The 23374-nt window shown below is 67.8% G+C and carries 27 protein-coding genes; 7 read left to right on the top strand and 20 right to left on the bottom strand.

Annotated features, from left to right (window positions below):
- Positions 1-24: 24 nt before the first annotated feature.
- Genes GGQ93_RS07895 through GGQ93_RS07885 form a run of 3 tightly spaced genes read right to left on the bottom strand, consistent with a single transcriptional unit; the run spans position 25 to position 2792 of the window.
- Complete coding sequence (locus GGQ93_RS07895; protein ID WP_183216239.1) at positions 25-1287, bottom strand: TolC family protein; 1263 nt, start codon at positions 1285-1287, stop codon at positions 25-27.
- Positions 1284-1487, bottom strand: coding sequence for a YgaP family membrane protein (locus GGQ93_RS07890; protein WP_152949331.1), 204 nt, complete (start codon positions 1485-1487; stop codon positions 1284-1286). The genes GGQ93_RS07895 and GGQ93_RS07890 overlap by 4 nt, the downstream gene beginning before the upstream one ends.
- Before the next feature lie 27 nt (positions 1488-1514).
- Positions 1515-2792 carry an NAD(P)/FAD-dependent oxidoreductase gene (locus tag GGQ93_RS07885; protein ID WP_183216237.1) on the bottom strand — a complete coding sequence of 426 codons (1278 nt, stop codon included), beginning with the start codon at positions 2790-2792 and terminating at the stop codon, positions 1515-1517.
- A 117-nt stretch (positions 2793-2909) separates the two neighbouring features.
- Between GGQ93_RS07885 and GGQ93_RS07880 the strand changes: the two genes are divergently transcribed.
- From GGQ93_RS07880 to GGQ93_RS07870, 3 genes are read left to right on the top strand one after another with little or no spacing between them, the layout of a single operon-like run.
- Positions 2910-3248 (top strand): rhodanese-like domain-containing protein, encoded by a 339-nt coding sequence (locus GGQ93_RS07880; RefSeq protein WP_183216235.1) that lies wholly within the window; start codon positions 2910-2912, stop codon positions 3246-3248.
- Between the two features lie 31 nt (positions 3249-3279).
- The gene (locus GGQ93_RS07875) at positions 3280-4305 is read left to right on the top strand and encodes an efflux RND transporter periplasmic adaptor subunit (protein ID WP_183216233.1); all 1026 of its coding nucleotides are present in this window, start codon (positions 3280-3282) and stop codon (positions 4303-4305) included.
- Positions 4302-7523: an efflux RND transporter permease subunit gene (locus tag GGQ93_RS07870; protein ID WP_183216230.1), complete on the top strand. Its 3222-nt coding sequence runs from the start codon at positions 4302-4304 to the stop codon at positions 7521-7523. The genes GGQ93_RS07875 and GGQ93_RS07870 overlap by 4 nt, the downstream gene beginning before the upstream one ends.
- Before the next feature lie 61 nt (positions 7524-7584).
- On the opposite strand, the gene GGQ93_RS07865 is transcribed toward GGQ93_RS07870, so the two are convergent.
- The 9 genes from GGQ93_RS07865 to GGQ93_RS07825 all read right to left on the bottom strand — a co-directional run bounded on the left by GGQ93_RS07865 (position 7585) and on the right by GGQ93_RS07825 (position 12940).
- The gene (locus GGQ93_RS07865; protein WP_183216228.1) at positions 7585-8004 is read right to left on the bottom strand and encodes an ArsR/SmtB family transcription factor; all 420 of its coding nucleotides are present in this window, start codon (positions 8002-8004) and stop codon (positions 7585-7587) included.
- Entirely contained in the window at positions 8001-8660 is a 660-nt protein-coding gene (locus tag GGQ93_RS07860; RefSeq protein WP_183216226.1) for a peroxiredoxin, read from the bottom strand. The genes GGQ93_RS07865 and GGQ93_RS07860 overlap by 4 nt, the downstream gene beginning before the upstream one ends.
- Before the next feature lie 174 nt (positions 8661-8834).
- Entirely contained in the window at positions 8835-9002 is a 168-nt protein-coding gene (locus GGQ93_RS07855; RefSeq protein ID WP_183216224.1) for a hypothetical protein, read from the bottom strand.
- A gap of 70 nt (positions 9003-9072) precedes the next feature.
- Positions 9073-10263, bottom strand: coding sequence for an alkaline phosphatase (locus tag GGQ93_RS07850; RefSeq protein ID WP_183216222.1), 1191 nt, complete (start codon positions 10261-10263; stop codon positions 9073-9075).
- A 110-nt stretch (positions 10264-10373) separates the two neighbouring features.
- Positions 10374-10733, bottom strand: a complete 360-nt coding sequence (locus tag GGQ93_RS07845; RefSeq protein ID WP_183216220.1) for a DUF167 domain-containing protein — start codon at positions 10731-10733, stop codon at positions 10374-10376.
- Complete coding sequence (locus GGQ93_RS07840; RefSeq protein WP_183216218.1) at positions 10672-10902, bottom strand: DUF4926 domain-containing protein; 231 nt, start codon at positions 10900-10902, stop codon at positions 10672-10674. Before GGQ93_RS07840 ends, GGQ93_RS07845 begins: the two co-directional genes overlap by 62 nt.
- 5 nt (positions 10903-10907) lie before the next feature.
- Complete coding sequence (locus tag GGQ93_RS07835) at positions 10908-11237, bottom strand: DUF6883 domain-containing protein (protein ID WP_183216217.1); 330 nt, start codon at positions 11235-11237, stop codon at positions 10908-10910.
- Between the two features lie 7 nt (positions 11238-11244).
- Entirely contained in the window at positions 11245-12174 is a 930-nt protein-coding gene (locus tag GGQ93_RS07830; RefSeq protein WP_183216215.1) for an electron transfer flavoprotein subunit alpha/FixB family protein, read from the bottom strand.
- Between the two features lies 1 nt (position 12175).
- On the bottom strand, positions 12176-12940 hold the full coding sequence (locus GGQ93_RS07825) for an electron transfer flavoprotein subunit beta/FixA family protein (protein ID WP_183216213.1): 765 nt from the start codon (positions 12938-12940) through the stop codon (positions 12176-12178).
- Between the two features lie 115 nt (positions 12941-13055).
- Between GGQ93_RS07825 and GGQ93_RS07820 the strand changes: the two genes are divergently transcribed.
- Complete coding sequence (locus tag GGQ93_RS07820; protein ID WP_152949341.1) at positions 13056-13400, top strand: hypothetical protein; 345 nt, start codon at positions 13056-13058, stop codon at positions 13398-13400.
- A gap of 342 nt (positions 13401-13742) precedes the next feature.
- Here the strand turns inward: GGQ93_RS07820 and GGQ93_RS07815 are convergent, their stop codons facing one another.
- Positions 13743-14252 (bottom strand): prolyl-tRNA synthetase associated domain-containing protein, encoded by a 510-nt coding sequence (locus GGQ93_RS07815; RefSeq protein ID WP_183216211.1) that lies wholly within the window; start codon positions 14250-14252, stop codon positions 13743-13745.
- A 52-nt stretch (positions 14253-14304) separates the two neighbouring features.
- On the opposite strand from GGQ93_RS07815, the gene GGQ93_RS07810 reads away from it, so the two are divergent.
- The gene (locus GGQ93_RS07810; RefSeq protein ID WP_152949343.1) at positions 14305-15072 is read left to right on the top strand and encodes a DUF6065 family protein; all 768 of its coding nucleotides are present in this window, start codon (positions 14305-14307) and stop codon (positions 15070-15072) included.
- A gap of 45 nt (positions 15073-15117) precedes the next feature.
- On the opposite strand, the gene GGQ93_RS07805 is transcribed toward GGQ93_RS07810, so the two are convergent.
- From GGQ93_RS07805 to GGQ93_RS07780, 6 genes are all read right to left on the bottom strand, one after another.
- Positions 15118-15705, bottom strand: coding sequence for a CC0125/CC1285 family lipoprotein (locus GGQ93_RS07805; RefSeq protein ID WP_054764525.1), 588 nt, complete (start codon positions 15703-15705; stop codon positions 15118-15120).
- A 114-nt stretch (positions 15706-15819) separates the two neighbouring features.
- The gene (locus tag GGQ93_RS07800) at positions 15820-16458 is read right to left on the bottom strand and encodes a LysE family translocator (protein WP_183216209.1); all 639 of its coding nucleotides are present in this window, start codon (positions 16456-16458) and stop codon (positions 15820-15822) included.
- A gap of 70 nt (positions 16459-16528) precedes the next feature.
- A complete protein-coding gene (locus tag GGQ93_RS07795; RefSeq protein ID WP_183216201.1) occupies positions 16529-17146 on the bottom strand; it encodes a hypothetical protein in 618 nt (205 codons plus the stop codon).
- A gap of 80 nt (positions 17147-17226) precedes the next feature.
- On the bottom strand, positions 17227-17685 hold the full coding sequence (locus tag GGQ93_RS07790; RefSeq protein ID WP_054764528.1) for a hypothetical protein: 459 nt from the start codon (positions 17683-17685) through the stop codon (positions 17227-17229).
- An 80-nt stretch (positions 17686-17765) separates the two neighbouring features.
- Positions 17766-18566, bottom strand: a complete 801-nt coding sequence (locus tag GGQ93_RS07785; protein WP_183216199.1) for a metallophosphoesterase family protein — start codon at positions 18564-18566, stop codon at positions 17766-17768.
- Positions 18567-18587: 21 nt separating this feature from the next.
- Positions 18588-19367 (bottom strand): nucleotidyltransferase family protein, encoded by a 780-nt coding sequence (locus GGQ93_RS07780; protein WP_054764530.1) that lies wholly within the window; start codon positions 19365-19367, stop codon positions 18588-18590.
- A gap of 127 nt (positions 19368-19494) precedes the next feature.
- Between GGQ93_RS07780 and GGQ93_RS07775 the strand changes: the two genes are divergently transcribed.
- Both GGQ93_RS07775 and GGQ93_RS07770 read left to right on the top strand, forming a co-directional pair.
- Entirely contained in the window at positions 19495-21636 is a 2142-nt protein-coding gene (locus GGQ93_RS07775; RefSeq protein ID WP_224764304.1) for a hybrid sensor histidine kinase/response regulator, read from the top strand.
- Between the two features lie 168 nt (positions 21637-21804).
- Positions 21805-22854: a ribonucleotide-diphosphate reductase subunit beta gene (locus GGQ93_RS07770; protein WP_054764531.1), complete on the top strand. Its 1050-nt coding sequence runs from the start codon at positions 21805-21807 to the stop codon at positions 22852-22854.
- A gap of 6 nt (positions 22855-22860) precedes the next feature.
- Here the strand turns inward: GGQ93_RS07770 and GGQ93_RS07765 are convergent, their stop codons facing one another.
- A complete protein-coding gene (locus GGQ93_RS07765; RefSeq protein WP_183216198.1) occupies positions 22861-23355 on the bottom strand; it encodes a hypothetical protein in 495 nt (164 codons plus the stop codon).
- Positions 23356-23374: the final 19 nt, after the last annotated feature.

Raw genomic sequence — 23374 nt, 5'->3', positions numbered from 1 at the left:
GGAAGCGGATCACCGGCTCTGACCTCAAGCCGATCCGATCAGGGCTCTCAGCCGATAGGCGGCGACGATCCGGGCGGTTCTGGCCTGAGCGGCGGCGGCGGCGGCGGCCGTGGCTTCGCGTTCGGCGTTCAGCAGGTCGATCTGCGGCTTCAGACCGACGCGGACCTCGTGCCGGACGCTGGTCAGGGCCTGGTCCGCAGCCGCGCCTTGTTCGTCGGAGGCCTGGGCCACCAGTTCGGCAGTGTGGATGTCCTGCCAGGCGGAGAGCACCTGTTCCTCCAGGCCCATGCGGGCGGCGCGCAGGCGGGCAAGGGCGGCGCGGACATCGGCGGCAGTCTCGGCGATCCTGCCCGACGTCAGGCCGCCGCTGAACAGGGTCCAGCGTCCACGGATCCCCACGGTCGCGCTGTCGGCGCGATAGTCGGGGAAAAACTGATCCCGAACCGATCCCGCCTCGACGAAGGCGCTGACGGTGGGCCGGCGTTCGCCGCGCGCGGCGCGGGCGCCGGCCTCGGCCGCCTCGACATCGGCCTGCGCCCGCCGCAGGGCGGGACTGGCGCCGAGCGCCGTCGCCATCGCGTCCTCAAGGGAGGCGGGCAGGGGCGGATTGGGCGGAATCGGCTGCAGATCCACCGGCTCCAGGCCGGTCAGATTGCGATAACGGGCGCGGGCGGACACCTGCATTCCCTCCGCCCGGGCCAGATCGGCGCGGGCCTCGGCGGCGCGCGACGCGGCCTGGGCGACGTCCGTGCTCGGGGTTTCTCCCGCCCGGAAGCGCTCGCGCGCCTGTCGCTCGATTTCCGTCATCTGGGCCGCCAGCGCGCGATACAGCCTCAGCACTTCATCGGCCGCGAGCATGTCGCCATAGGCCTGAACCACCGCCGTGACGACCTGGCCTTGAACGGCCTCGCCGCCGGCCTCGGCTGCGGCCATGTCGGCGCGGGCCCGAGCGATTCCCGCCGCCGCACGCCCGCCGGTGAACAGGGGCTGTTCCAGCGTCAGCTGGGCCGCCCGAGGCGTGACGTCCGCCGCGTCCAGGCCGAAGAAGGCCTTCGGATCAAGCCAGCCCTGGCCGACCGTGCCGTTGAGGCTGAGGGAGGGGGCGCGCGCCGAGCGGGCCTGCTGCAACCGGCCTTCCGCGGCCTCGGCCTCGGCCTCGGCGGCGGCGATCTCGGGCGCGTGGGCGAGGGCGGCGGCGATCGCCTCCTCCAGCGTCGTCGCCTGGGCCAGACCCGGCGAAGCGAGGATCAGGGCAAAGGCCCAGGGGGCGGCGCGTCTCAGGCTCATCGGAAGGCGTTCCCGGGGCGCAGGCCGATGGCCTTGAAGACCATGGCCGCCGGACAGAAGCCCGTGAACCCGGCCTGGATCATGTTCAACCCCGCGAAGACGGTCAGGGCGATCCACCACGGATGGACGGCGTAGGACAGGCCCACGCCCGCCAGCACGACGCATCCGGCGAAGATCATGACGGCGCGATCGAGGTTCATCGGTAGGCTCCAGATCTAGAGGAAGGGTCACATGCGAAGCTTGCGGATGCCCATGATGTGCATCGCCAGCCGCTCGTAGGAGGGTTCGCTCTCGCCCTTGCGCACCTTGCGCAGGAAGTATTTTTCGAAGCCCACCTTGGCCAGATGGATCCATTTGCCGCTGGCGGCCCAGTTGACGTTGCGGGGCGGAATCTGCGGCTGGGCGACGAAGGCGACGCCGCCGTCGCCGAAATCCGCCAGACAGACGGCGTTCCAGGTCGCCTCCGCAGCCGGCGTCTCGCCGGCGACGAGGGCGGCCAGATTGGCGGCCACCGCCGTCACCATGCTCTCGATCATGAAGCCGGTCTTGGGCACCCCCACCGGCACAGGCGTCGGACCGGTGGGGGCGATGGCGACGCAGACGCCCAAGGCGAAGATTTCCGGAAAGGCTGGGTTGCGCTGGTGCTCATCGACCAGGATGAAGCCCCGCGGATTGGTCAGTCCGGGGATGTCGCGGACAGCCGGCACGCCGCGGAACGCCGGCAGCATCATCGAATAGCCGAAGGGGAGCTGGTGGGTCTTGGCGACGGCCCCGTCCTCGGCCACCTCCTCCACATGCATCAGGCCGGGCTCGACCTTGGCGACGCGGGCGCTGGTGATCCATTTGATGTGTCGATCGCGCAGCTTGCTTTCCAGAAGCGACTTGGTGTCCCCCACCCCGTCCAGGCCCAGATGGCCGATATAGGGTTCGGCGGTGACGAAGGTTATCGGCGCCCGGTCCCGGATCTTTCGCCTGCGCAGCTCGGTGTCCAGGATCAGGGCGAATTCGTAGGCGGGGCCGTAGCAGGAGGCGCCTTGGACCGCCCCGACCACGATCGGGCCGGGGTTCTCCAGATAGGCGTCGAACAGAGTCGCGGCGTGGGAGGCGTGAGCCGTCTGACAGACCGAGGCCGTATAACCGCCTGGACCGAGCCCCTCGATCTCATCGAAGGCCAGATCCGGCCCTGTCGCAATTACAAGATAATCGTAATCAACGCTCTCGCCGTCATTGAGCTCGACCCGCTTCTCCGAGGCATGAAGCCGTTTCGCGCCGACGGCGGTGAAGCCGATCTTCTTGCGGGCGAAGATCGGCGGCAAATGGACCTGGATCTCCTCGGGCTCCCGCCACCGGACGGCGACCCAAGGGTTTGAAGGCACAAACGAATATGTCTCAGACTCGGCGATCATCAGGACGTCGGCGCGACCCTTGACCGCCGCCTTGATCTCGTAGGCGGCGATCGTTCCGCCCAACCCCGCCCCGATGATCACAATCCTGGGTTTGGCCATGTCTTCCTCCAGCAGGCGTTTCCATCGCCCTTATGCGCTTGACTGGATATAATGATTACATGATATATACAATCATAAAAGTATGAGACTGCGGCCTGCGGACCTCGGGAGATTGGAATGTTCGGATTTGGAAAAAGCGCAAAGCATCGCGAGATCGGCCCGGCCGAGCTGAAGGCCATGCTCGATCAAGGCGAGGCGCTGGTGATCGATGTGCGCGAGCCGGGAGAGTTCGCAGCCGAACACATCGCCGGCGCCGTCAACCTGCCCCTCTCCTCGTTCGATCCGGCCCGCCTGCCCGCGGCGGTCGGAAAGACCGTCATCCTCCAGTGCGCCGGCGGAAAGCGATCCGGCATGGCGCTGGACCGCTGCGCCGAGGCTCAGGCCGCGATCGACACCCATCTGGCCGGCGGCCTGGGCGCCTGGAAGTCGGCGAGCCTCCCGGTCGAGCGCGGTTGATCGGCGCGGTGACGACGGAAGGACGACGCCGATGAAGAAGTGGACCCTCATGGCTGCGGTCGCCCTGACCCTGTCCGCCTGCGGCGGCTCGGAAGAGAGCAGGACGCCGGCCGCCCGGACCGCGCCTGCCGGCGAGGAGCTTGTTCTGACGTCGAACGCCCTTGCCGACACCAAGACGGTGGCGGGCGAGATCACCACCCGCGACCAGTCGCAAGCCCGGGCGCGCATCCCCGGCCTTCTCGTCGCCCTGTCGGTGCGCGAAGGGGATAGGGTCAGTAGGGGCCAGCAGATCGGCCGAGTCGTCGACGACCGGATCGGCTTCGAGACTCGGGCCTATGACGCCCAGGTCGCCGCCGCCGAGGCCGAGGCGACCCGCGCCCGCGCCGACCTGACGCGGATTCAGGATCTGTACGACCACAATATCTACGCCAGGGCGCGTCTGGACCAGGCCGTCGCCGCCGCCCGCGCCGCCGACGCCCAGGCCGCCGCCGCTCGCGCGCAACGGGGCGCCAGCGCCAGTATGGCGGGGCAGGGGGCGATCCTGGCGCCGGCCGCCGGGCGCGTGCTGAAGGTCGAGGTTACGGCGGGGTCGGCGGTCAGCCCCGGCATGTCCATCGCGACCATCACCGCCGGTCCGCCCGTCCTGCGTCTTGAACTGCCCGAATCCCTCGCCGGTCAGGTCAAGCCCGGCGCCCGCGTCCTGCTGGCGGCCGATGATCTTCCGGCCGAAGCGCGCCAGGGACAGGTGACCCAGGTCTATCCCGCCATCGTCGGCGGGCGGGTTCAGGTCGACGCCGCCGTTCCGGGCCTGACCACCGAACTGGTCGGTCGTCGCGTCGCCGCCTCGATCGAGATCGGTCAAAGGCAGGCCCTGACCGTGCCCCGCCGCTTCGTCGCGACCCGCTACGGCCTCGACTATGTCGAGGTCGTCTCTCCTGACCGCAGGCGCAGCGCCGTTCCAGTCCAGACCGCGCCGACGGACGATCCCGACACGCTGGAAATCCTGAGCGGCGTCAGAGCCGGGGACCGGCTGGTCGCGACGAGGACGCAGGGATGAAACTGGGCCTTTCCGGGCGCCTGACGCGCTTCACCATCGCCTCGCCTCTGACGCCGCTGTTCCTGCTGGCGGCCATAGCCGTCGGCCTCCTGGCCCTGTTCTCGATCCCGCGCGAGGAAGAGCCGCAGATCAGCGTGCCCATGGTCGACATCCAGGTGGTGGCGCCGGGCCTGGCGGCCGCCGACGCCGTCGAACTGATCGGCGTTCCGCTCGAGACCATCGTCAAGAGCGTGAACGGGGTCGAGCACGTCTACACCCAGGCCGAAGACAACGGAGTGCTGGTGACGGCGCGCTTCCTGGTGGGATCAAACCCCGAGGACGCCGCCATACGGATCGAAGAAAAGCTCCGCGCCAACCAGGACCGGATTCCCGTGGGCGTCCCCGATCCCAAGGTGACGGTGCGCGGCATCGACGACGTGCCGGCCATCGTCCTGACCCTCACGCCCAAGCCTGGCGCGGCGGGCCAGTGGACCGATCAGGCCCTCTATGACCTGGCGCACAAGCTGCGCACCGAAATCGCCAAGGTCGACGACGTGGGCCTGACCTTCATCACCGGCGGCCGGCCCGACGAGATTCGCATCGCCCCCGATCCGGCCAAGCTCAACCTGTACGGCGTGCCCCTGGGCCAGGTGACGGAGGCGGCGTCCCAGGCCAACCGCAGCTTCCCCGTCGGCAATATTCGCGAAGACGGTCAGGCCGTCGCCGTCACCTCCGGCCGCACCCTGACCTCGGCCCAGGAGGTCGGGCTGCTGACCGTCCGATCCGTCACCGGCGCGCCGGTCTATCTGCGCGACGTCGCCGACGTGGCCCAGGGGCCGCGCGAAGACCAGGCTCGCGTCTGGCGCTGGGCCCGACATGACGGTCAGTGGGCCGGCGCGCCCGCCGTCAGCCTCGCCATCGCCAAACGCGCAGGCGCCAATGCGGTGGTGGTGTCAGAGGCCGTGCGTCAGCGCGTCGAAAACCTGAAAGGCAAGCTGATCCCCGAGGGGGTCGAGGTCGCGGTCAGCCGCGACTACGGCGAGACGGCGAACGAAAAGGCCAACGAACTGCTGTTCCATCTGGCCCTGGCGACCGTTTCGATCGTGGTGCTGATCGGCTTCGCCATCGGCTGGCGCGAGGCCGCCGTCACCGCCGTGGTCATTCCCACCACCATCCTGCTGACCCTCTTCGCCTCCTATGTCATGGGCTATACGATCAACCGCGTCAGCCTGTTCGCCCTCATCTTCTCCATCGGCATACTGGTCGACGACGCCATCGTCATGATCGAGAACATCGCCCGTCACTGGGGGATGCGCGACGGCCGCAGCCGAACGGAGGCGGCTGTCGAGGCGGTGGCGGAGGTCGGCAACCCCACCGTCGTGGCGACCCTGACCGTGGTGGCGGCCCTGCTGCCCATGCTGTTCGTTTCGGGGCTGATGGGCCCCTATATGGCGCCGATCCCGGTCAACGCCTCGGCGGCGATGATCTTCTCCTTCTTCGTCGCCGTGGTGATCGCGCCCTGGCTGATGATCCGGTTCGCGCGAAAGACCCTGGCCCACGGCGGGCCCGATCACGCCCATGAAGAGGGCGGCGGCAAGCTGGGGCGGCTGTACGCCCGCGTGGCCCATCGCGTGATCGGCACGCGCGCCTCGGCCCGCAACTTCCTGATCGGGGTCGGCGTGGCCACCCTGCTGGCCTGTTCGATGTTCTATTTCAAGGCGGTGACGGTGAAGCTGCTGCCCTTCGACAACAAGTCGGAGATCCAGGTGGTGGTCGACATGCCCGAAGGGACCAGCCTGGAAGCCACCGCCCGCACCCTGGACGAGGCTGCGGCCCAGATCCGCGCCCTGCCGGAGGCCGAGGCCATGGAGGTCTATGCCGGCGCCTCGGCGCCGTTCAACTTCAACGGCCTGGTGCGGCACTATTTCCTGCGCGACCGGCCCGAGATGGGCGATCTGATGATCTTCCTCCTGCCCAAGGACGCGCGCAGCCGGTCCAGCCATGCCGTCGCCCTGGATCTGCGCGCCCGGCTGAAGGCCCTGTCCCTGCCCGCCGGGGCCTCGATCAAGGTGGTGGAGACGCCGCCCGGACCGCCCGTCCTGGCGACGCTGCTGGCGGAGATCTACGGACCCGATGCCGAGACCCGTCGCAAGACCGCCCTGGAGGTCGAGAAGCTCTTCCGTTCCGTTCCCTATGTCGTCGACGTCGACAACAGCTTCGGCCAGGAACGGCCGCGGCTGCGGCTGATCCCCATCCGGGACCGTATGGACTATTACGGCCTGTCCGAACGCGAGTTGCAGGATTCCATAGGCGCGATCCTGGGCGGCTCCACGGTCGGTTACGCCCCGCGCGGGGACGGTCGCGCCCCCCTGCCGATCACCGTCGCCCTGCCCCAGTCGGCGCGCAGCTGGAGCCGCACCCTGGCCACGACGCCGGTCGCCGTGACGGCCGGTCCCGCCGGTCCGCGCCTGATCGAACTGGGCGAGGTCGTGGACAGCCGGCGCGAGACCGGCAGCTACGCCGTCTTCCGCCGCGACGGACGACCGGTCGACATGGTGACCGCCGAACTGGCGGGCCAGTACGAGGCGCCCGTCTACGGCATGCAGGCGGTGAATCGCGCCATTCAGGCCCACGACTGGGACGCCCTGGGCCTGCAAAAGCCGGCGATCCGTCTCAACGGCCAGCCGGAGGACGAGTCCGTCCCCTCGCTGCTGTGGGACGGCGAGTGGGAGATCACCTGGGTCACCTTCCGCGACATGGGCGCCGCCTTCATGGTCGCCCTGCTGGGCATCTATGTGCTGGTCGTGGCCCAGTTCCGCAGTTTCAGACTGCCCCTGGTCATCCTGACCCCCATCCCCCTGACCTTGATCGGCATCGTCATCGGCCACATGCTGTTCGGCGCGCCGTTCACGGCCACCTCGATGATCGGCTTCATCGCCCTGGCCGGCATCATCGTGCGCAATTCGATCCTGCTGGTGGACTTCATCCGGCACACGGCTTCGCCCGACAAACCCTTGCGCGACGTGCTGATCGAGGCGGGCGCCATCCGGTTCAAGCCGATCCTGCTGACCGCCCTGGCGGCCATGATCGGGGCGGCTGTGATCCTGACGGACCCGATCTTCCAGGGTCTGGCGATCTCGCTGCTGTTCGGCCTGGCCTCCTCGACCCTGCTGACCGTCCTGGTCATTCCCGCCATCTATGTCGTGTTGCGGGATGACGGAAAACCGGCGACCCGATGACGCCGTGCTGCGAGCGGCGGGGACGCAGAGGGGCCGCTCAGATTGAAGCATGGATCATTCTCTAGCGGCGGAGAACAGGCGCTACGCGGGCGAACTGGGCCGCATCCCCGCGGGGACGCGCCGGCGTTTCCACGCGGGGGTTCTTGGCGCGCGTGGAAACCGGCTGTCCGTCGCCGCAGAAGATGTCGTGCAACATGTCCATCACCGCCTGGGCTCGATCATCGGCGATGGAATAGTAGATCGACCGCGACTGCCGCCGGGTCTTCACCAGGCCGTACTGGCGCAGCTCGGCCAACTGCTGCGACAGAGCCGGCTGTCTGATGCCCAGATCCGTCTCGAGCTGTCCGACCGATCGTTCCTCTGCGGCGATGTGGCAGAGGATCAACAGCCGATTGGCGTTGGCCAGCTGACGCAACAGTTCGGCGGCCTGGGGGGCCTTGTCCTTCAGCCGCTCCATGGCGGCGATCGAGTCGTCGCTCATGCGCTGCGCTCGCGATAATACCAGGGCGTCTCGCCCTCGCCGTCGGCAAGGGCCGCGTCCAGGGTGGTGGCGGCCGGCTCCAGCAGGGGCTCGCCCGGGGACCATCCCGCCGGGGTCGACGCCTGTTCGCGGTCGGCGGTCTGCAGCGCCGTCACCAGCCGCAGCAGTTCATCGACCGAACGGCCGATGTTCATCGGATACCAGCTGACCGCCCGCACGATTCCGTCCGGATCGATGACGAAGCTCGCCCGCACTGTGGCGCTGTCGCTGGAGCCCGCATCCACCATGCCGAAGGCGTGACCGATGGCCATGGAAGGATCTTCGATGATCGGAAAGGCCACCTTGACGCCGAAGCGGCGATAGATGTCCTTCAGCCAGGCCAGGTGGGAATACAGACTGTCCACCGACAGGGCCATCAGGTCGCAGCCCAGGGCCTCAAACGCATCCGCCTGCCTGGCCAGGGCGATGAATTCGCTGGTGCAGACCGGGGTGAAATCGGCCGGATGCGAAAACAGCACCAGCCAGCGCCCCCGGTAATCGCTGAGCCGCTTTTCCCCCTGGGTCGTGCGCGCGATAAAGTCCGGCGCCGGATCATTGATGCGAAGGGGGCGCAGGGCTTCGGCGCTGGAGGAGGGGGCGATTTCTGTCGAATTCATGGCCCCTACGCTAGCGATTTCCAGCCCCTCTCGCCACCCTGCAATACATAGTTTCATCAACTATAAAGGTATCAATATGGCGCCTGTCGAACAGCGGCCTGCGCCGTTTCCGAACCCAAGACCTCGGCCGAACGCGGCTGGTTGGCCGAAGACGGCAGACTGTCGGCGATCGACCTAGGGGACGACCCCGGTCTGCGGACCGACGCCCGCGTCGTCTTCAGCCGGCTTGGGCAGGACGCCGTCGTCTTCAGCCCGCTCTTCCAGGCGGTCGGCCTCGTCGCCAACGGCGTCGATGTCTTCGGGGCGGGGCGCCTCGGGCGCAGGGGTGTCGGCGGGCTGCATGCCAGGGCAACCCGCGAGACGCCGCTCCGTTCCGTCCGAGGCCGGTCTCTGAACCCGCTGGACCGAAGCCTTACTCGCCGGACGAGGGCGTCCAGCCGAAGGCCTTCATCATGACGTCGAACAGGTGGGTGTTGGGGAAATAGCCCCGCACCCGCTCTGCGCCGGCGCCGATGGCCAGGGCCGGGACTTCCTCGGCCGTATGGGTGCGGTTGACCATCACATTCTCCAGCCGCACCACGCGGTCGTCGCCGTCCCGCGCCTTCCAGGCCTCATAGCCTTCCAGCAGGGGCTCTCCGCGCCGCCCGCCGTCGACCTGCAGGCCGAAGGAATGGTCGGCGGTGAAGATCATCAGGGTGTCGTCCAGATCGACGCGCGACTGCACCTCGGCGATCAGCCGGTCCAGAGCGGCGATGTGCTCCAGGCCTTCGCGCGGATCGTCGGTATGGGCGTCCCATTCCACCACCAGCAGATAGCCCTTGTCCCCGGCCTGCAGCAGGTCCAGCGCCCTCAGGGTCGCCGCCCGCACGTCGACCTCTTCGGCCACGACCACGGGCCGCCGGTTCCCCGCCGGCGCCGCCTCCAGGGTCGCATAGATCGGCCGGTCGTGCGCCCGGGCCAGGCTGTCGAAGCTGACCCCGTTCGCCGCCATCTGTTCGGCGATCTCCGCCCGGCCCGAGCCGATCAGCACGTCCACCCCGTCGCCGAAGCGCGGCGAAAAGGCCTGGGGGAAGATCTCGCCCCATTTGCCGCGATCATTGGAATGGGCGTAGGTCGCCGCCGGGGTCGCGTCGGTGATCGGACGGTCGGTCACCACTCCGGTCAGCAGGCCGTGCTCCTCGGCGTATTCCAGCACCGTCTTGGTCGGCGTCCCGTCGCGCCGGCCGCGTTCGCCGTCCGGCCCCTGACTGATCACCCCGTTGTGGGTCTTCACCCCGGTGACGATGGCGCTCATGCCGTTGGCCGAGTCCGAGACGAAGGCGTCGACCGGCGAGGTCTCGCTCAGCCCCAGGTTCGGCCACTGCTGGACGTGCAGCCTCAGCGGCTCGCCATAGGCCATCACGCTGGCGGCATGGACCGAGGCCACGCCCCCGGCGTCGGCCAGGAACAGGATCACATTCTTCGCCCGGCCCCCGCTTTGGCTCTGTTCGACCGGCGGACGGGCCGCCGTCTGGGCCCAGGCGCTTCCAGAGGCGCCCCCGGAAGCACAAAGACCGATCGCAAGCGCAAGGGCGGAAATCAGGCGGAGGGAGGCGGGGGTCATGGGCGTCGGTCCAGCAAATCAGACAAGGTCGTCCGCGTCCCCCGAACCGCCCCAACCTGTCTACCGCGAACCTGTGACAGTCGCCGTCTCCCGCCACGGCTCCGGACGGCTCAGCCCGCCTCGCCCGTGGCTGCGGCGATCCGCGCCTTCAGCCCGGCCTCGTCCAGCCCCTCGATCACAATCATCTTCAGCCGCGACTGCCCGCCCCGCTCCAGTACGACCGAGGACCGCGATACGCTGAGCGCCTTGGCCAGGAATTTGACCAGGGCGGCGTTGGCCTCGCCGTCCACCGGCCGGGCGCGCACCCGCACCTTCAGCACGGGCCGGCCTTCGGGATCTGTGTCCCAGCCGTCGATCCGGTCGCCGGAAGCGCCGGGCTGCAGTTTGATGGGCAGTCGGGACAGGGGATCAACCGGCGGCGCGTCGATCCGGGGCGCGATGATCGGCGGCGCGCCAGACCACTTCGACATCTTCGGCGCTCAGGGTCGAGGTCGCCCGTTCCACGCCTCTGTCGTCGGCGAACTCCGCCAGAAAGCGGGTCGGGCCGAACATCATCACCACCGTGCCGCGCTCGCCCTTCTTCAGGCCCAGGTCCGGAAGATCGGCTCTAAGAGCCACGACGTCGAGTTCCTCAATCATGGTCGTCACTCCACCATCGCGGTCGTCAGGCGGGGAACCCCGTCCGATCCTACGATCCAGCCGCTGCGGATCAGGGCCGAGCGACCGCCGAACTCTAACACGAAGCGGACACGGTACAGAGTCCCGAACGGGGTCGTCCTGACGACCTCGGCCTCGGCCTCCTTGGCCGCTTCCAGAAGCCGGCGTTTCAGATAGGGAGCGTCCGCCCGAGTCAGCCCCAGGGCGGACGCGAAGACCCGGGCCTTGTGACGGCCCTCCGGGTGGTCCGCCGACAGGCAGTAGGCTTCGATCTTTCCCTCCGGAACGACCGCCTGCCTGCCGCCTGGCAGCTTCATTCGAGCCTCAGCCCAGGGCGGACATCAGTTCCGGCACGGCGGTCTTGTAGTCGGCGACCAGGCCGAAGTCCGCGACCTGGAAGATCGGGGCGTCCGGGTCCTTGTTGATGGCGACGATGGTCTTGGAGTCCTTCATCCCGGCCAGGTGCTGGATGGCGCCCGAGATGCCGATGGCGATGTACAGCATCGGGGCGACCACCTTGCCGGTCTGGCCGACCTGATAGTCGTTGGGGGCGTAACCCGCATCGACCGCCGCGCGGCTTGCGCCGATGGCGGCGCCCAGCTTGTCGGCCAGGGGCTCCATCACGGCGTGGAACTCTTCGGCCGAGCCCAGGGCGCGGCCGCCCGAGACGATGATCTTGGCGGCGCCCAATTCCGGACGGTCCGACTTGACCATTTCCTCGGCGACGAAGGTCGTCTTGGGCGCATCGGCGCCCGCCACGCTCTCGACCGGGGCCGAGCCGCCTTCGCCCGCCGCCGCGAAGGCGGTGGGGCGCACGGTGATCACCTTTTTGGCGTCGCCCGACTGGATCGTCTCAAGCGCATTGCCGGCGTAGATCGGCCGCACGAAGGTGTCGGCCGACACCACTTCGACGATGTCCGAAATCGGGGCCACGTCCAGCTTGGCGGCGATCCGGGGGGCGAAATTCTTCCCGTCCGTGGTCGCGGGCGTCAGAATGGCGTCGTAGCCGCCGGCCAGCGGCAGGACGGTGGCCTCAACGGCCTCGGCCAGGACCTTGCCCAGGCCGGCGCTCTCGGCCAGCAGCACCTTGCGGACCCCGGCGATCTTGGCGGCGCCGTCGGCGACGGCCTTGGCCCCCTCGCCCACGACCAGAACGTCCACCTCGGACGACAGGGCCAGGGCGGCGGTCACGGTCTTGTGGGTGGTGTCGCGGACGGCCGAGCCGTCGTGATCGGCGATGACGAGGACGGCCATCTTACAGCACTCCTGCGGACTTGAGGGATTCGACCAGCTGGGCGGCGCTCTCGACCTTGACCCCGGCGGCGCGCTTGGGCGGCTCGGTGACCTTCAGGACCTTCAGACGGTCGGCGACATCGACGCCATAGTCGGCGACCGCCTTCATGGCGATCTCCTTCTTCTTGGCCTTCATGATGTTGGGCAGGGAGGCGTAGCGCGGCGTGTTCAGCCGCAGGTCCACCGTCACCACCGCCGGCAGTTCGGCGGCGATGGTCTGCAGACCGCCGTCGACCTCGCGCGTCACCGTGGCCTTGCCGCCTTCGATCACCAGCTTGCCGGCGAAGGTCGCCTGGGGCCAGTCCAGCAGGGCGGCCAGCATCTGGCCGACCGCGTTGTTGTCGCCGTCGATCGACTGTTTGCCCATCAGCACCAGGTCGGGCTTCTCCTCCTCGACCACGGCCTTCAGCAGCTTGGCGACCGCCAGCGGCTCCAGATCCGTATCCGACTGGATCAGCACGCCCCGATCCGCGCCCATGGCCAGGGCGGTGCGGATGGTTTCCTGGGCCTGGGTCACGCCGATGGAGACCACAACGATCTCGGTGGCCGTGCCGGCGGCGTGGTGTTCCTTGCCTTCCTTCAGACGAACCGCCTCTTCGACGGCGATCTCGTCGAAGGGATTCATGCTCATCTTGACGTTGGCCAGATCGACGCCGGACTGGTCAGCCTTGACGCGGGCCTTGACGTTATAGTCGATCACCCGTTTGACGGGGACGAGAACCTTCATGGGTCTATCCGTGAATTCGCCTGAATGTAGGGGCAGGACATGGAGCGGTCGCGAAGGCCTGTCAACGTAACGCGGGGTCAAGCTCCCGTGCAAAACCCGCCTAACGGATGCTGAGATGAAGCGTTTTCTGACCTTTCCCCGCCTGTCGATGATCTTTCTGGGCCTGTTCGGCGTCGCCGTGGCGGGGGTTTTCGCGGTCCAGGCCTATTGGGTCACGCCGGGCGAACGCTGCGAGGCGGCGGGCAAATGGTACGATATGGACAGCCGCATCTGCGCCCAGCCCATCTCCATCGCCCAGATCACCGGCCGCCCCAACGGCGTCTCGCGCGCCCAGGCCTCGGCCGAAAAGAATCGCGAACTGGTCCGCATCGAACACGAACTCGCCGCCCAGGACCGCGCCCGCGACGCCGAAATCGCCCGCCAGAAGGCCGCCCTGGCCGCCGCCCGTCCGGCGAACTGAGGGCCTAAGGGCTAATCGACATTGGGCCTGCCGCCGTCCTGCCGGGCGGCGCGCAGCCGCCAACCCAGGAGAGGCGCCTCGGGGCGTTGAAGATTCTATTCCATTGAGTGTCGGTCTTCCTTCCCGCGTCAGCGGAAAGGAAAACGTCTGGCGGCGGAACGCCGATTGAGGATGGGTTCATCACAACGTGCACGACGAGGTCACGGCGGACACGGCGCGTTCCGACGGCGTCGTGACCGCTGTGAATCCGCCGTGATCGCTGTGATGAACCCTGTCGCCGCATCAAGGCCCTCTGACGCGGGAAGAGCGGCCTGACCGCAGTAGGCTGAATGTCGATTGAACCTAGGGCAGGGCGGCGAAGTCCACCACCAGAGGCTCCCGCTCCAACAGGGCGAGGATGCGGCGAAAGGCCGCCTGATCCAGCGCCGTGGTGGCGGTGTTGGTCAGGGGGTGGAAGTTGACGATCTCGGCCTCCCACAGCCTCTGGTCCAGGACGAAGGTCACGCGCCGCTCGGCGTCGTTGATCAGCGCCAGCGCCGTGACCGAGCCGGGGCGGACCCCGAGGGTTTCGAACATCAGGGTTTCGTTTCCGAACGAGAGCCGGCCTGATCCCATGGCGGCGGCGGCGCGTTTCAGGTCGATCATCGTGTCCTGACGGGCCGAGATCAGCCACAGCCGGCCCCTATGATCCTTCAGGAACAGGTTCTTGGTGTGGGCGCCGGGCAGGGCGGCCTTCAGTTCGAGCCCCTCCTCGACGCGGAAGACGGCTGGATGGTCGTGGGTCCGGTGGTCTACGCCCTTTTCGGCGAACCAGGTCAGAAGGCGGTCGCGGTCGAAAGCCGGTTCGCTCATGCCGGTCGTTCTCATGGTTGAGTGGTCGCACATCGGGCGTTAGGAACAGGTCATGGTCGATACAGCGCCCGCCCGCCAACTGGAACTGGAATGCTATCCGATGACGGCGCGGCCGCCGGACCTCGTGCCCGGTCGCCAGTCGCGCAACTGGATGGACGCCTTCATCAGCCGCCACCCCTATCGGTGCCTGCCGCTGAACATGGCCAACACCACGGGCTGGGAGATCCTGTGCCCCTTCGGCTTCTCCGCCGAATGGAACGGCGGGCCGCGTCAGGAAGACATCGTCATCACGCCCGATCGGCCCCAGCACGACCTGGACCATTTCGTCACCTCCCACTTCTCGCGGGGGGTTCTGACCATGCATCCCCAGTATCTGTTCCGCACTCCGCCGGGCTGGGGCATGATGTGTTCGGGTTCGCCCAACCATGTGAAGGACGGCATCCAACCCCTGGTCGGGCTGATCGAAACCGACTGGCTGCCCTTCCCCTTCACGATGAACTGGATCTTCACCCGGCCGGGCCGCGTGACCTTCGAGCGGGGCGAACCCTTCTGCTTCATCAATCTGATCGAGCACAAGAAGGTCGAGCAGTTCCAGCCGGTGATCCGGACCCTGCAGTCCAATCCCGTCATGAAGGGTCAGTTCGAGGCCTGGAACCGCGCCCGGACGGACTTCAACCAGCGTCTGGCCAGCGGCGACCCGGACGCGGCCAAGGAGGCGTGGCAGCGCTATTATTTCAAGGGCGAGGTGCCCGAGGATCTGGGCGCGGCGCCGGCCACCCATTCCAACAAGCGCCGGCTCAAATCGCCCCGCGTCGGCTGACCGAAAGGCCCGCCCCATCCGCGCGGCGGACGGGGCGGTTCGACGTCAGGCGCCGGGCCGGGTGACGCGCGAGCCCAGGTTCTGGATCACCTCGCGGGCGTCGAAGGCGTTGGGATCGCCGGCGGGCTTGGGACCGCGACCCATGATGATTTCGGCGCTGGCCTCGTAGCGGTCGATCTGGCGGGTGTCGATGTCCTGCGGACCCCAGGGGCCCCAGCGATCCCAGGGGCTCCAGAAACCGCTCCGGTAATAGCGCCAGGACGGACCCCAGTAGGGGCCGTAGAAGCGGGAATAGGGGCCGTAGAAGGGGTCGGGCGTCGAGACGAAGCGGGTGTCGCGTTCGGTCGCGCGGTTGACGGTGGCGAACCAGTCATAGCCGCTTTCGACCGTCAGCTCGGCCGAGCGCAGCAGCAGGGACATTTCCACCTGTTCGCGCGAGGTCACCGAATTGCCTGCAAAGGTCACGCGATAGCGGTTGCTCTCGACGCGCTGTTCGGAATAGCCGCCGCGCTGACCGTTGTAGCCGGCGGGCTGATAGGGGGTGGCGGTGGCGCAGGCGGCCAGGACGAGGCCGGCGACGGCCGTCGTCGCCAGCACCTTGAGCGCGGACGTCGTTCTTGAGGGGGCTTTCATGAAATCAACTCCTTGATCGCCCATTCGGGCGCGCTGGCGGCTGAACGGGGCATGAACGAGCCTGTTCCCTCGGCACTCTAGACCGAAGCTCGACCGCGTCCAGACCTGCAGGAGCTAGGCTTGCAGGCGCGAAACGATCAGGACCGCGGCGGTCAGCAGCAAGAGGCCGACGAAGAGGCCGAAGCCGCGGCGGAACCGGGGCGTCTGCATCCGCCGCGACAGGGCGGCGCCGGACAGGGCGTAGGCGCTCATCGACGTCAGGTCCATGCCGATCACGGCCAGGGCGAACAGGGCCAGCTGCGGCGCCACAGGGCGGGAGATGTCCAGAAACGGCGGCAGGACGGCGGTGAAGAACAGAATGGCCTTGGGATTGGCGATCTGGACCATGAAACCGTCCAGAAAGGCGTTGCGGCTCTTGTGGATTTCGACGGCCTCGGGCTCGGCGGCCGTGGCGAAGGCGCCGCGCAGGGCCTTCAGCCCCAGCCAGGCCACATAGAGGGCCCCCAGGACGGCGATCAGGTGAAAGACCTGGGGGAAGGCCTTGACCAGGGCGCCCAGGCCCAGGGCCGCCGCGCCGAACCAGACCAGGGTCGCCGTATTCATCCCGACCACGCCGATCAGGGCCGGGACGCGCCCCCGCTCCACCCCGGCGGCGACGGCGAACAGATTGGCGGGGCCGGGCGTGATCGCCATCACCACCATCACCCCCAGAAAGGTCAGATAGAGGTGCGGATCGACGGGCAGGGCGGTCATGCGGGCTCGTGTCGCTGCATCGGCCGTAGCGGTCAAGGCCGGTGGGGCGCCCCTTGCGCCTTATCGCGCCTTATCGCGCCTGGGGCGCTTGCGGCGGGGCGGGCGGCTCGGGGGCCTCGGGCGCTTCGACCTCTTCAGGCTCTTCCGGCGCTTCATCCGCCTCGGTCAGGACGGCGTCTTCGGCCTGATCCAGCGCATATTGGGCGATCAGCCCATAGGTTTCCATCTGTTCGGGATCGGGATTGGTCCAGGCGCTGTTGCGGGCGATGCCGGTTCCGGCCGCCAGACCCTGCTCCATCGCCTGTTTCACCTCGGGATCGTTCAGGGCCTCCTGAACCAGGGCGTCGACGTCGATATCCTTTAGAGCCTCGGCCGCCGCCTCGGAGGCGTGGCGGGTGGCTTCGGCGGTGAAGGCGGCCACGTCCGGCGCATATTCGGACCAGAGGGCGGCGATCCTTTGGCCGCGCACGGCCTCGTCCAGGCTCTCGTCTTCGGAAATCGCTTCGGCGCGCTTGCCGAAGGCCTCCATCCGCGCCTCGAAGGCGGCGGCCGCCGTCTCCAGACGGGCTTCAGCCTTCGACTCGGCGGCCTCGGCCCGGTCTTCCTGAGGGGAGGCCAAGGCGCCGGCGAATGCGCAGGACAGGGGCGACAGGGCCAGGGCGGCGGTCAGGCTGAGCAGGCGGATCATGGGAAATCTCCCTTTGAATGACCCGCGCAAACTCCGCCGTCAGCCGCCCCGTCTCAAGTGAAATCGCGGTAAGGCTGGGCCTACTGCGGTTGGGCCGGGGGCGCTGCGGCCGGCGCTGCGGCGGCTTGTTCGATCTCGGTGCGGGCCTGCAGCGGAATGCCTTTGATCTGCTGCATCGCCATCGCGACCTGTTCGGCGGGCGCGGCTTGGCTAGTGGCGAAGGTGTTGACCGCCTCGGCGAAGGCGTCGACCTCAGTCTGATATTTGGCTTGGATTGCGTCGAGATCGGCCTTGGCCTTGGCCTTGTCGGCCTGGGCGGCCGCGGCCTGCATCTCGGCCACCATGGCTTCCATGCGTTCGCCGAAAGCCTCCGCCTTGGCTTCGAAAGCGGCCTCGTCGGGGCTGTCGTCCTCCTCGGCAGGCGCAGGCGCCGGAGCGGCCTGGGGCGCTGAAGATGGGGCGGCGGCCTGGCCGGCCGCGAAGGCCGGGGTGGTCAGGGCCAGGACGGCCACGGCCGCGATGGAAGAGGCAAGGCGCATGGGAAACTCCAGGACGGACTGCCCTCGCAGCCCAGGACGAGGCTGCATCCCAGCCCCGGTCACACCCTCCTACAGTCCGATCAGATTTCAAAGACCCGATAGGGTTTGTCGCCCAGGGTACGCAACACCGGCAGGGCGACGTTATAGACGGGCACGCCCCGATTGGTGCGCCCCTCCGGCCCGCCGCGATGGGCGTGGCCGTGCGCCACCAGGCTGATGTTGTCGTATCGGTCGATGGTTTCGGCCAGGCGCGACGAGCCCAGGAAGGCGTGGATTTCGGGCGGCTCGCCCATCACCGTCTCGACCACGGGCGCATAGTGCAGCAGGACGACCGACCGCTCGGTGCGCAGCATGCGGATGGAGTTTTCGATCAGATTGGCATCCTCGACCGCCTCCTGGACGAAGGTCTTGACCGCCGCCTCGCCGAAGGCGCTCAACATATAGCGGCCGAAGCCGCCGACGAACCCCTTCCCCCCGGCGAAGCCCACTCCGTCGATCTCATAGGCCTGGCCGGTCAGCATGCGGACCCCGGCGTCCGCCAGCATCCTGGCGATCTGATCGGGCTGGCCGCATTCGTGTTCGTGATTGCCCAGAACGCCCACCATCGGAATACGACACAGCCGCAGATCCTCCAGCAGCCGCTCCACCTCGGCCGTCTTGCCGTAGTTGACCAGGTCGCCGCACAGGCACAGCACGTCGGCCTCGTCCGACACCCGTTCGAACAGGTCGCGATAGGGGCGGCGCGCGTCCTCGCCGACGTGCAGATCGCCCACGGCGGCGACCCGCATCTTCTTGGCCGGTCCCGGCTCCAGCCCCGGCTGGGGCGTCTGCCCAGAGGCGAGGGAAGGCGCGGAGGAAGGGGGTTGGGGGGCGTCGGTCATGGGTCGCTCTCCGGCGGGGGCTCAGGTCACGGGATCGTGGCGTTCTTCCAGCCCCTTGCCGACCACGTCGCCGAAGCCCCATTCGGCGACGTCGATCACATAGTCGCGCGGGCTCAGAAGACGGCCGCGGCACACCTTCACCCGCGGGGGTGGCAGGTCAATCTGGGCCGCCAGCCGTTCGGTCAGCTCCTCCATCAGCCAGCGCGGCACCCGATCGCGCTCGGTCGGATAGGCGAAGCGGAAGTTCAGCAGATGGGCGGCCAGCACCTCCCAATAGAGGTCCATCTGGTCCAGCAGGCTCTTCCAGTCCACGGCGTCGGACTGTTTCAGAATGACGTGGTTCACATCCGCCCCGTCATAACGATAGCGATCCTGAATGAAGACCTTGGACAGGATCAGCGCCGTGGGCGGGGTGATCCGCACCTCATGGCCATAGACCCGGATCACATCTCCGCCGAACCAGCTGTCCGACACGGCGATGGCGCCGTTCGACATGGCGAAGATGACGTCGAAGAAATGCCGGTCGTCCTTCCAGACCTTGGCGATCCAGCGTTCGTCCTCGACGTCGGTGCGATAGCCGCGCTTCTGGAAATAGGCGAGAATGCGGGGATAGTCGCCGGGCTTGCAGAAGACGTCCAGATCCTTGGTCGGGCGGCGCACCCCCGTATAGGCGGTGACGGCGTAGGTGCCCGAGAGCAGGAAGGGTATGCCGCTCTCCTTCAGCAACCCCAGGCTTTCCTCATAGAAGGCCAGGGCGTCCGGCGGCGGCTCGAAGGTCGGTTCGGCGATGACGTCGGACATGGCGGGCCCTGGATTGGCGAGGGCAGTGGAACGACGGCCCGCATCGGCGGTTCCTGCGCCCCTTCTCCGCAATTCTACCTAGGCGTCGCAAAACCGTATTCTTAGGATATTCATTCACGGGTGAAGCATGGTCGGTCTGACGACATCCATGCGGCGCGGGCGCTGGCGGTTCTTCCGCCATGACGCCGGACAGGAGGCGGGTCCCCCGCCCTCCGTCTATCTGCTGCTGTTCGTCGCCTCCCAGCTTCTGGGTCTGTGGAGCGTGGCCGCGCTGGACGCCAAGGTGATGTGGCCGGCTAATGCGGTGTTGCTGGCCGCCGTCCTGCAGTTGTCGCGTTACAAGGCCCTGGGGGTTCTGGTCGGGTGCGCCCTGATCAATCTGGTCAGCAATGTCATACGCGGCGACGCCGCCGTGATCGCGGTCACCAACGTCGCCTTCAACATGACCCAGGTGATCGTCGCCACCCTGCTGATCCGTCGCTTCTGCGGCGCCGCCCTGGACATGCGTCGTCCGAAACGGCTGCTGCGGTTCGCCCTGATCGCTGCGGCGCCCTCCGTCGCCTTCACCACCCTCCTGGCCGGCCTTGTCGCCGTCGTCGTCAGCGGACCGCCGTTGGAAAGCCTAGGCTTTCGGATGCGGCACCTCTTCGACATGGAATTGCTGGCGATGATGATCGTCACGCCGACCCTGTTGCTGGTGGCGCGCAGTCACCGCTTCCGCTCCGACGCCCAGGCCCGACCCGCTGAATTCGTGCTCCTGATGGTTCTTGTGACCGCCGCCGTGGTCTGGGCCTTCGGCCAGAACCAGGCGCCGATCCTGTTCATGATCCTGCCGCCTCTGATCCTGCTGGCCTTCCGACTGTCTCCGCCCTGGACCGCAGGGGCGGTTCTGTGGGTTACGGTCATCGCCGTGGGCGCCACCGTGACGGGTCACGGCCCCGTCACCCTGACGCGCCTTCAGCCTGACCCGGTTCTGGACACGGTCCCGACCGTCATGCGGCAGATGAGCGTCCTGCATCTGTTTCTTCTGACTCTGGTCGTCACCGCCCTGCCGATCACCACTTTATCGACCGAGCGGCGGCGGCTGATGACGCGATTGGGCGTGCGCACCGAGGCCGCCCTAGCCGCCGTCAAACGGGCCGAGACGGCCGATCAGGCCAAGTCCCGCTTCCTGGCCATGATGAGCCACGAGATGCGCACGCCTCTGACCGGCGTCACCGGCTATGCCGACCTTCTGGCCCGACGTCCTGGGCTGGACGACGAGGGGCGCCGTCAGGTCGAGGCGATCAAACAGTGCGGCGAGGCCATGCTGCGCCTGATTGAGGATCTGCTGGAGGTGTCCCACGGCGGGGCCGAGGTGGCGCTGAAACCGACCGACATCCCCGCCTTGATCGAAGAGGCGGTCGCGCCGTCGCGGGAGTGGGCGAATGTTCGCGGCCTGGACTTCACCGTCAGCATCGCCCCCGAGGCCCAGGGCGCGGTCTGGACCGACGGCCGGCGTCTGCGCCAGATTCTGCACCATCTCAGCGCCAACGCCGTGAAATTCACCGGCCTGGGCGGCGTGCGGGTCGTGGCGGACCGACGGGGCGATCATCTCCGCGTGCAAATTCACGACACCGGCTGCGGCATGACGGATGAGGTGCTCTGCGGCGTCTTCTCCCTGTTCCAGCAGGCGGACGCCACCACCAGCCGGGCGCATCAGGGCGCGGGAGTGGGTCTGGCCCTGGCCAAGAGCCATGTGGACCGACTGGGCGGAACCATTTCGGTGGAGAGCGCGCCCGGCATGGGAACGACCTTCACCGTCGAAATCCCAGCCGAGCCGGTCGAAATCGTTCAGAGCGACGCCCCCCAGCCGTTGGAGGCGCGGCGCATGCGGATCCTCGTCGTTGACGACCATCCCCTGAACCGCAATCTGATGCGAGTCATGCTGGAGGCGGCCGACTGCGACACGGCCGAGGCGTGTGACGGCGCCGAGGCGGTGGAGGCCGTCGCGGCCGGCGCCTTCGACCTAGTCCTGATGGACGTCCGCATGCCGGTCATGGACGGGATCGCCGCCACCCGCGCCATCCGCAGTCTGGCTGGACCGGCCGCCGACGTCGCCGTCCTGGCCGTCACCGCCGAGGCCATGCCCGAAGACGCCGCCCGCTGCCTGGCCGCCGGCATGGACGGTCATCTGGCCAAGCCCATCACCCAGGCGGCCCTCTATGCGGCGATCGACGCCGCCCTGGCTGCGGCGTCTGACCGTCGGGACGACGCCCAGGCCGCCTGAGGCGGGGCGCCCATCCCCAGGGCCGTCCCCAGCTTCTTAACCGCCGCACACAAGATGTAGCGGTAGGACAAAATGTGATCGCAACATAGATGATTTCCGACTTGGCGCCGGGCGCGCCGAGTCGCATGGTGCAGGCCTCTCCGGAATCGCTCCTTCAGGTCCAGTTCGATGAACGCCATCACCCCGATCATCCGCCCCGACCGCGCCGGTCTTCTGACGCCCTCCGTGGCCTACAAGCCTTTCCGCTATCCGTGGGCCTTCGACATGTGGAAGAAGCAGCAGCAGGTCCACTGGATGCCCGAAGAGGTGCCGCTGGGCGAGGACGTCAAGGACTGGGCCTCGACCCTGAACGACAATGAACGCAATCTGCTGACCCAGATCTTCCGCTTCTTCACCCAGGCGGACATCGAGGTTCAGGACAACTACATGGAACGCTACGGCCGGGTGTTCAAACCGACCGAGGTGAAGATGATGCTGGCCGCCTTCGGCAATATGGAGACCATCCATATCGCGGCCTACGCCCTGCTGCTCGAGACCATCGGCATGCCCGAGAGCGAGTTCGGCGCCTTCATGGAATATGAGGCCATGCGGGACAAGCACGACTATATGGGCCAGTTCGGCGTGGATTCGGACGCCGACATCTGCCGGACCCTGGCCATGTTCGGCGGCTTCTCCGAAGGGGTTCAGCTGTTCGCGTCGTTTGCGATGCTGATGAACTTCCCGCGCATGAACAAGATGAAGGGGATGGGCCAGATCGTTTCCTGGTCGGTTCGCGACGAGAGCCTGCACTGCGAGGGCATCATCAAGCTGTATCACGCCTTCAACAAGGAGACGGGCGCCGTCACCCAGGCCGTGGCCGACGACATCGTCGACTGCTGCAAGACGGTGGTGAAGATGGAGGACAAGTTCATCGACCTGGCCTTCGAAATGGGCGCGGTCGAGGGCATGACCCCCGACGACATCAAGCAGTACATTCGCTTCATCGCCGACTGGCGCCTGCGTCAGCTGAAGCTGCCTGAGGTCTATGGGGTCAAGGAAAACCCGCTGCCCTGGCTGCAGGCCCTGCTGTCGGGCGTCGAGCACGCCAACTTCTTCGAGGCCCGCGCCACCGAATATTCGAAGGCGGCGACGCAAGGCAGCTGGCACGGCGCCGACGGCGTCTGGACCGAGTTCGACCGGATGATGGCCCGGCGCGACATGAGCCTGGTCGCCGGCTGATTCCGACTACTGCTGCGGCCTGACCCAGGCGGGGCGGGCCGTGCAGGCTTCGCGGAAGCCCGACTGGCACAGGCGCACCTGTTCGCGCCAGGCGGCGTAGTCGCGGTCGTACTGCTCCTGGGCCGCGCGAGTCGCCTCGGCGGCCGCTCGCGCCTCCTCTTCGATCCGCCGGATCTCGATCTGGCGCCGGGCCACGGCGGCGTCATATTCCAGCCGAGCGGCCTCGTCGGCCTTGTCGGCCAGGGCGTTCTGGGCGGCGATCTCGGCGTTCAGGGCGCGGGTGGTGCGCAGTTCCTCCTCGGTCTGTTTGGAGTCATCGGCCCGGTGATAGGCCTCGCCCCGCGCCCGCTCCAGGGCCTCGCGCGCCTTGGGGTCGTTGGGATCGGGCAGGACACGCTGATCGCCATAGGGGTCCGACGCCTGCTGGGCGGCCGCCGAAAGGGGCGCCGCGACGGCTGTCGCCGCCAGCAAGGCGGACATCAGGGACGTGCGAATGGTCATGGACATCTCCTGGTTCAGA

It is taken from the genome of Brevundimonas aurantiaca, assembly GCF_014199955.1.
In the GTDB taxonomy this organism is placed as follows: Bacteria; Pseudomonadota; Alphaproteobacteria; order Caulobacterales; family Caulobacteraceae; genus Brevundimonas; species Brevundimonas aurantiaca.
Note: the sequence above shows the minus strand (reverse complement) of the source record. Positions and strands in the feature narration are given on the sequence as shown.

Excerpts from the sequence above, each read along its gene's own strand:
- GGQ93_RS07770 (WP_054764531.1), top strand. The coding sequence starts at position 21,805 with ATGAACGCCATCACCCCGATCATCCGCCCCGACCGCGCCGGTCTTCTG.
- GGQ93_RS07880 (WP_183216235.1), top strand. The coding sequence starts at position 2,910 with ATGTTCGGATTTGGAAAAAGCGCAAAGCATCGCGAGATCGGCCCGGCC.
- GGQ93_RS07875 (WP_183216233.1), top strand. The coding sequence starts at position 3,280 with ATGAAGAAGTGGACCCTCATGGCTGCGGTCGCCCTGACCCTGTCCGCC.
- GGQ93_RS07780 (WP_054764530.1), bottom strand. The coding sequence starts at position 19,367 with ATGTCCGACGTCATCGCCGAACCGACCTTCGAGCCGCCGCCGGACGCC.
- GGQ93_RS07830 (WP_183216215.1), bottom strand. The coding sequence starts at position 12,174 with ATGGCCGTCCTCGTCATCGCCGATCACGACGGCTCGGCCGTCCGCGAC.
- GGQ93_RS07890 (WP_152949331.1), bottom strand. The coding sequence starts at position 1,487 with ATGAACCTCGATCGCGCCGTCATGATCTTCGCCGGATGCGTCGTGCTG.
- GGQ93_RS07840 (WP_183216218.1), bottom strand. The coding sequence starts at position 10,902 with ATGATTGAGGAACTCGACGTCGTGGCTCTTAGAGCCGATCTTCCGGAC.
- GGQ93_RS07835 (WP_183216217.1), bottom strand. The coding sequence starts at position 11,237 with ATGAAGCTGCCAGGCGGCAGGCAGGCGGTCGTTCCGGAGGGAAAGATC.
- GGQ93_RS07845 (WP_183216220.1), bottom strand. The coding sequence starts at position 10,733 with ATGTCGAAGTGGTCTGGCGCGCCGCCGATCATCGCGCCCCGGATCGAC.
- GGQ93_RS07800 (WP_183216209.1), bottom strand. The coding sequence starts at position 16,458 with ATGACCGCCCTGCCCGTCGATCCGCACCTCTATCTGACCTTTCTGGGG.
- GGQ93_RS07790 (WP_054764528.1), bottom strand. The coding sequence starts at position 17,685 with ATGCGCCTTGCCTCTTCCATCGCGGCCGTGGCCGTCCTGGCCCTGACC.
- GGQ93_RS07885 (WP_183216237.1), bottom strand. The coding sequence starts at position 2,792 with ATGGCCAAACCCAGGATTGTGATCATCGGGGCGGGGTTGGGCGGAACG.
- GGQ93_RS07860 (WP_183216226.1), bottom strand. The coding sequence starts at position 8,660 with ATGAATTCGACAGAAATCGCCCCCTCCTCCAGCGCCGAAGCCCTGCGC.
- GGQ93_RS07850 (WP_183216222.1), bottom strand. The coding sequence starts at position 10,263 with ATGACCCCCGCCTCCCTCCGCCTGATTTCCGCCCTTGCGCTTGCGATC.
- GGQ93_RS07820 (WP_152949341.1), top strand. The coding sequence starts at position 13,056 with ATGAAGCGTTTTCTGACCTTTCCCCGCCTGTCGATGATCTTTCTGGGC.
- GGQ93_RS07765 (WP_183216198.1), bottom strand. The coding sequence starts at position 23,355 with ATGACCATTCGCACGTCCCTGATGTCCGCCTTGCTGGCGGCGACAGCC.
- GGQ93_RS07775 (WP_224764304.1), top strand. The coding sequence starts at position 19,495 with ATGGTCGGTCTGACGACATCCATGCGGCGCGGGCGCTGGCGGTTCTTC.
- GGQ93_RS07855 (WP_183216224.1), bottom strand. The coding sequence starts at position 9,002 with ATGCAGCCCGCCGACACCCCTGCGCCCGAGGCGCCCCGCCCCGAAGAC.
- GGQ93_RS07785 (WP_183216199.1), bottom strand. The coding sequence starts at position 18,566 with ATGACCGACGCCCCCCAACCCCCTTCCTCCGCGCCTTCCCTCGCCTCT.
- GGQ93_RS07825 (WP_183216213.1), bottom strand. The coding sequence starts at position 12,940 with ATGAAGGTTCTCGTCCCCGTCAAACGGGTGATCGACTATAACGTCAAG.
- GGQ93_RS07805 (WP_054764525.1), bottom strand. The coding sequence starts at position 15,705 with ATGAAAGCCCCCTCAAGAACGACGTCCGCGCTCAAGGTGCTGGCGACG.
- GGQ93_RS07795 (WP_183216201.1), bottom strand. The coding sequence starts at position 17,146 with ATGATCCGCCTGCTCAGCCTGACCGCCGCCCTGGCCCTGTCGCCCCTG.
- GGQ93_RS07810 (WP_152949343.1), top strand. The coding sequence starts at position 14,305 with ATGGTCGATACAGCGCCCGCCCGCCAACTGGAACTGGAATGCTATCCG.
- GGQ93_RS07865 (WP_183216228.1), bottom strand. The coding sequence starts at position 8,004 with ATGAGCGACGACTCGATCGCCGCCATGGAGCGGCTGAAGGACAAGGCC.
- GGQ93_RS07895 (WP_183216239.1), bottom strand. The coding sequence starts at position 1,287 with ATGAGCCTGAGACGCGCCGCCCCCTGGGCCTTTGCCCTGATCCTCGCT.
- GGQ93_RS07815 (WP_183216211.1), bottom strand. The coding sequence starts at position 14,252 with ATGAGCGAACCGGCTTTCGACCGCGACCGCCTTCTGACCTGGTTCGCC.
- GGQ93_RS07870 (WP_183216230.1), top strand. The coding sequence starts at position 4,302 with ATGAAACTGGGCCTTTCCGGGCGCCTGACGCGCTTCACCATCGCCTCG.